Here is a 2995-nt window from a genome sequence, read left to right on the forward strand (position 1 = left end):
GCGGTGGGGAGGCCTTGTTCAACTCGTGATTTAAGGAGTGAAGGAAGGGTGCAGTCAAGACTTTGGTACAGACCAGTACGGTCCGCCCAGGTGGCCGTCGTTGATCAGCAGGTCCGGGCGGGGGGTCCGGCGGCGCGGTTCCCGGGGGGCGACCCGGCCGGACCGGCGCCTTCAAGTGTTGTCCGGCCCGGATGTGGCGGCGCTTGCCGGCCACACCGCGCCGCACCGTGTCGCATCGGCTGCCAACTGCGCAAATGCACTGCCCGGACATCGAGTTGAGGCACTACCACGCATCGGGCGGCGTTCGAAATCCGTAGCGCGACCTCTTGACGTGTCCGCTGCGGAAGCCTAACTTCACGCCGTGAAGAAAGGTCGATCCGACCTTTGAGCTGCTGTCGCATGGCCGGGCGCGTGCGCCCGGCCACCCCCCACCTCCGTCATGCCACGTCATGCCGTCGCCCGCTTCGGCATGCCCGCTCACACCCCCCACGGCGCCGCGCCCCGCGCGGCACAGGAGTCCTCCATGAGAACCCTCGGAGCGCCGTCCCGCGGCGTCCCCGGACGCGGCCGGGTCCGGCGCCGCGTCGCACCGCTCGCGCTCGGCGCGCTGTTCGCCTCGGGTCTGTCGGCCGTCGTGCTGACCGCCCCGCAGGCCCAGGCCGCCTCCCTCCCCACCGGCTGGGTGACCGTCGCCGCCAAGCACAGCGGCAAGTGCGTCGACGCCGCCGCCGCGGGCACCGCCGACGGCACCGCGGTCCAGCAGTACGCCTGCAACGGCACCACCGCGCAGCAGTGGCAGTTCCAGGCGACCAGCGACGGCTACGTCCGGGTCAACAACCGCAACGACGCGGCCAAGTCCTGGGACGTCACCGACGTCTCCACGGCGGACGGCGCGCCGGTCCAGCTCTGGTCGTACTCGGGCGGGGCCAACCAGCAGTGGCTGCCGGTCGAGGAGACCGGCGGGACGTACCACTTCGTGAACCGCAACAGCGGCAAGTGCCTGGACGTGCCTGCCGCCTCCACCGCCGACAGCGCGCGCATCCAGCAGTACACCTGCAACGGCACCGCCGCGCAGTCCTTCAGCCTCGGCTCCACCGACACCCCGCAGAACCCCCCGGGCACCCCCGACCTCGGCCCCAACGTCTCGGTCTTCGACCCGTCGATGTCCTCGGCCGCCATCCAGAGCCGGCTCAGCCAGGTCTTCGGCCAGCAGGAGTCCAACCAGTTCGGCTCCCAGCGCTACGCCCTGCTCTTCAAGCCCGGCAGCTACAGCGTCGACGCCAACGTCGGCTTCTACACCCAGGTCGCGGGCCTGGGCCTGTCGCCGGACGACGTGACGATCAACGGCGCGGTCCACGCCGAGGCCGACTGGTTCCAGGGCAACGCCACCCAGAACTTCTGGCGCTCCGCGGAGAACCTCTCCGTCAACCCGACCGGCGGCACCGACCGCTGGGCGGTCTCGCAGGCGGCCCCGTACCGGCGCATGCACGTCCGCGGCAACCTGCAGCTGGACGACGGCGGCTGGTCCAGCGGCGGCCTGATCGCCGACTCCAAGATCGACGGCCAGGTGCGTTCCGGTTCCCAGCAGCAGTGGCTGTCGCGGAACAGCCAGTGGGGCAGCTGGACGGGCTCCAACTGGAACATGGTCTTCGTCGGTGACGTCAACGCCCCCGCGAACACCTTCCCGAGCCCGCCGTACACCACGGTCGCGCAGTCGCCGGTGACGCGTGAGAAGCCGTTCCTGTACGTGGACTCGGCCGGCGCCTACAAGGTCTTCGTCCCGGCGCTGCGCACCAACACCCAGGGCACGACCTGGGCGGGCGGCAGCCCGGCCGGCAGCTCGCTGCCGATCGACCAGTTCTTCATCGTCAAGCCCGGCGCCACCGCCACCGACATCAACGGCGCGCTCGCCCAGGGCAAGAACCTGCTGTTCACGCCCGGCGTCTACCACCTCAACCAGACGCTCAACATCAACCGTGCCGACACCGTCGTCCTGGGCCTGGGCCTGGCCACCGTCATCCCGGACAACGGCATCACCGCGGTGAACGTCGCCGACGTCGACGGGGTCAAGATCGCCGGACTGCTCATCGACGCGGGCACCACCAACTCGCAGACCCTGATGCAGGTCGGCCCCGCCGGCTCGTCCGCGCGGCACACCGCCGACCCGACCTCGCTGCACGACGTCTTCTTCCGCATCGGCGGCGCGGGCGTCGGCAAGGCCACCCAGAGCCTGGTGGTCAACAGCTCGGACGTCATCGGCGACCACATGTGGCTCTGGCGCGCCGACCACGGCAGCGGGGTGGGCTGGACGAGCAACACCGCCGCCAACGGCCTGATCGTCAACGGCACGAACGTGACGATGTACGGCCTGTTCGTCGAGCACTACCAGCAGCACCAGGTGATCTGGAACGGCAACGGCGGCCGCACGTACTTCTTCCAGAACGAGATGCCGTACGACCCGCCCAACCAGGCCGCCTGGATGAACGGCTCCACCCGCGGCTACGACGCCTACAAGGTCAGCCCCTCGGTGACCAGCCACGAGGCCTGGGGCCTGGGCAGTTACTGCTACTTCAACGTCAACCCGTCCGTCGTCGCCGACCGGGCCTTCGAGGTCCCCGCGGTGTCCGGGGTCCGCTTCCACGACATGGTGACGGTCTCCCTCGGCGGCACGGGCACGATCAGCCACGTCATCAACAACAGCGGAGGCCCGTCCAACTCCGCGAACAACGTGGCCAACCTCGTCTCCGGTCCCTGACCCCGGCCGGACGAAGACCGGCGGGGCCGCCGCCGTCCGCACGGCGGGCGGCGGCGACCCCGCCCCCAGGCATGTCCGCGAGCCCTCCCGCGGTCATCGCGGCGCCCAACGAACCGGTGGCGCGGGGGGCTTGACGCAGGGCTGGTCTAGTCCATACCGTCATCGGCCATCAGCTGTTCATGTAGTGAGGCGATGTTCACCTACATGAACGGCTGTCCAGATCCCCCCACCCCGCTGTCC

Annotated in this window: 1 protein-coding gene; it reads left to right on the forward strand. The window is 70.1% G+C overall.

Features of this window, described 5'->3' with window-relative positions; all coding sequences use genetic code 11:
- Nucleotides 1-523: 523 nt before the first annotated feature.
- Nucleotides 524-2755: a pectate lyase-like domain-containing protein gene (locus PV350_RS45835; protein ID WP_500339222.1), complete on the forward strand. Its 2232-nt coding sequence runs from the start codon at nucleotides 524-526 to the stop codon at nucleotides 2753-2755.
- Nucleotides 2756-2995: the final 240 nt, after the last annotated feature.

This window comes from Streptomyces sp. PA03-6a (genome assembly GCF_033792765.1).
Taxonomy (GTDB): Bacteria; Actinomycetota; Actinomycetes; order Streptomycetales; family Streptomycetaceae; genus Actinacidiphila.

What these genes read in the sequence shown, in the direction of transcription:
- PV350_RS45835 (WP_500339222.1), top strand. Translation starts at nt 524, where the DNA reads ATGAGAACCCTCGGAGCGCCGTCCCGCGGCGTCCCCGGACGCGGCCGG.